Source organism: Microbacterium sp., assembly GCF_047972865.1.
Lineage (GTDB): Bacteria > Actinomycetota > Actinomycetes > Actinomycetales > Microbacteriaceae > Microbacterium.
In genome coordinates this window covers 1-2,521 of record NZ_JBKEAY010000202.1, presented here as the reverse complement: position 1 = coordinate 2,521, position 2,521 = coordinate 1, and the positions used below count along the sequence as shown (strand labels likewise).

General features: G+C 68.2%; 3 protein-coding genes. 2 read left to right on the top strand and 1 reads right to left on the bottom strand.

Annotated elements, in window-relative coordinates; genetic code table 11:
- Positions 1 to 38 precede the first annotated feature (38 nt).
- Positions 39 to 473: a Fur family transcriptional regulator gene (locus tag ACK5KK_RS12260; protein ID WP_416890367.1), complete on the bottom strand. Its 435-nt coding sequence runs from the start codon at positions 471 to 473 to the stop codon at positions 39 to 41.
- Positions 474 to 760: 287 nt separating this feature from the next.
- Here ACK5KK_RS12260 and ACK5KK_RS12255 point away from each other — a divergent pair, with 287 nt between their 5' ends.
- The gene (locus tag ACK5KK_RS12255; protein WP_416890366.1) at positions 761 to 1,255 is read left to right on the top strand and encodes a GNAT family N-acetyltransferase; all 495 of its coding nucleotides are present in this window, start codon (positions 761 to 763) and stop codon (positions 1,253 to 1,255) included.
- A 194-nt stretch (positions 1,256 to 1,449) separates the two neighbouring features.
- Positions 1,450 to 2,445 (top strand): NAD-dependent epimerase/dehydratase family protein, encoded by a 996-nt coding sequence (locus ACK5KK_RS12250; RefSeq protein WP_416890365.1) that lies wholly within the window; start codon positions 1,450 to 1,452, stop codon positions 2,443 to 2,445.
- The last annotated feature ends 76 nt before the right edge of the window (positions 2,446 to 2,521 follow it).

Genomic DNA, 2,521 nt, shown 5'->3' with positions numbered 1-2,521 from the left:
GCGGGCTCGGGGGGGTGGGTGGGGTGGGAGTTCGGAGGTTAGGGCCCAGTGTTCGCCTGGCAGGCGGGGCAGAGGCCCCAATAGGTGACTTCCGCGGATTGGATCTGGAACCCCTGCGTGGACGATGGCGTCAGGCACGGCGTGTGTCCGACGGAACAGTCGACGTCACCGACCGCGCCGCAGGCGGTGCACACGACGTGGTGGTGGTTGTCGCCCACCCGTCGCTCGTACCGTGCCGGGGAGCCGGCCGGTTCGATGCGACGGATGAGGCCTGCATCTGTCAGGTCGGTGAGCACGTTGTGCACCGACTGGATCGAGGTCTTCGGCAGGTGGGTGGTTACCAACCGGAACACCTGGTCAGCCGACAGGTGCGACCCGGAGCCGAGCGCATCCCAGACAGCGGCACGACCGGCGGTGGCCCGCAGGCCCGCTCCGCGCAATGCGGTGTCGATGCCCGCCGTGTCCGTCGCCATGTCTCCAGAGTACTATTTTGAATAGCTCAAAACAAATCGCCGAGGGGTGGCGAGTCGGGCATGACCTCGCGGTGTCGCCCGCGGGGGCGGCGCGGATCCCGAGGAGACCGACCTCTCACGATCCGCCCTCGTTCTTATTCAGGGCGCGTGCGTGCGGCAGCGGGCACTCGCGTCGTTGCGGTACGGCCGGAGACGAGCGGGTACGGTCGCCCTGGCCGGCGACCGTGCAGCGCTCCCCCACACCGCCTGGTGGTAGGCCCGGCCGCCTCTTCTGGCACGATAAGCGGATGGCCTTCCTCATCCGCGCGCCGCGGCCGGAGGAGGCGGATACGCTTGCCGAACTGCATGTCGCGACGTGGCGCGAGGCGTACGGTGATCTGCTTCCCGAGGGCTATCTCTCCCCGGCGCACATCGCGGGGCGTCACCGGATGTGGGCGGAGCTGGTGGCGAACCCTCGCGGCGACGTCACGGCGAGGATCGCGGTGAGCGGTGACTCGATCCTCGGGTTCGCGCTCGCCGGCCCGGCGGAGGGGGTGAACGGCGAGGCCCCGCCGCGCGACCTGCAGCTGTACTCGATCTACACGTTGGCCGCGCACCACGGGGTGGGTGCGGGGCAGGCGCTGCTGGACGCGGTGCTCGGCGGGAGGCCGGCGATGTTGTGGGTCGCGTCGCAGAACGCGCGGGCGATCGCCTTCTATCAGCGCAACGACTTCCGGTTCGACGGGGTCGAACTGGAAGACCCGGATGCGCCGCTGATCACGGACGCGCGGATGGTGCGGTAACGACGAGCCCGCCTCCTCCCCCGCCCAGGATTCATGGCACAAGATCAACCACCTGCGGCCAGGCACGTCCCGCCACCAGGTCATCGGCCGACTCCCGCGATCACGGACCTGCGAGCTGATGAGGTCATCGCGGAGGCTGGCGGTCGACACAGCTCGGGGGCCGAACGCCGATAGGCCCGGTAGAGTGTCGACGCATGTCGCAGAAGAGGGCATTGGTCTTGGGGGGGACTGAGTTTCTGGGGGTTCACCTCGTCGAGGCGCTCGTGGCGGCGGGTTGGAATGTGACGCTGTTCAACCGAGGAATCACGCAGCCGGAGGTGTTCGGTTCGCTCGAACGTTTGCGGGGTGACCGCGACGGTGATGTCTCCGCCCTTGACGGTCGCACGTGGGATGTGGTCTTTGATCTGTCGGCGTTTCACCCCGATCAGGTCGACCGCACCGCTGACCACCTGGTGGGCCGGTGCGGGCACTACGTCTTCGTCTCCAGCGTCTCGGCCTACGCCGATTTCCGCCGTTCCGGTACGACGGAGGAAGCACCCCTCGGCCAGCTCGACGATCCTGCCCCGACCGAGGTCGACGGAGCGTCTTACGGCCCGCTCAAGGCGCTGTGCGAGGCACGCGTGACCGACCTCTTCGCGAGTCGGACAATCGTCCGACCGACCGTCGTCGTCGGGCCCCACGACCCGTCAGACCGTTTGACGTACTGGGTGCTGCGGCTCAGTGAGGCGGGGCAGCACGTCGTTCCGCCTGACTTAGACGCCGCCGTCCAGTGCATCGATGCCCGTGACTTGGCCGTGTGGATGGTCCAGCTGGGAGCGAGCCGCGATAACGGGGTCTACAACGCGGCTGCTGACTACACGCCGTTCGCTTGTCTCGCTCGGGTCATCGCGGACGCCGCCGGTGTAGAACTGCAACCCGTGCAGTTGACCGAGGAGCAGATGGCCGCGGAGGAGGTGCGACCGTGGCTGGACCTTCCGTTGTGGCTCCCGCCCGCCGATCTCAACATGCGTGGCTTCTTCCAGGTAGACGCCTCGCGAGCGGTGAGCGCCGGATTGAGCACGCGGCCGCTGGCGGACACCGTGCGGGACACCCTGGAGTGGGCGCGCGCACGCGACGCCGACGAACTGCGCATTGGCCTGAGCAGGGAGCGGGACGCCGAACTGGTCGCGCGATACAGCGGTAAGGCATGAGGCAGATCCTCGAGCAGTACCGCGGGATGGGGTCGTTCCTTGTCCTGTGGAGCGGACAACTCGTGAGCATGCTCGG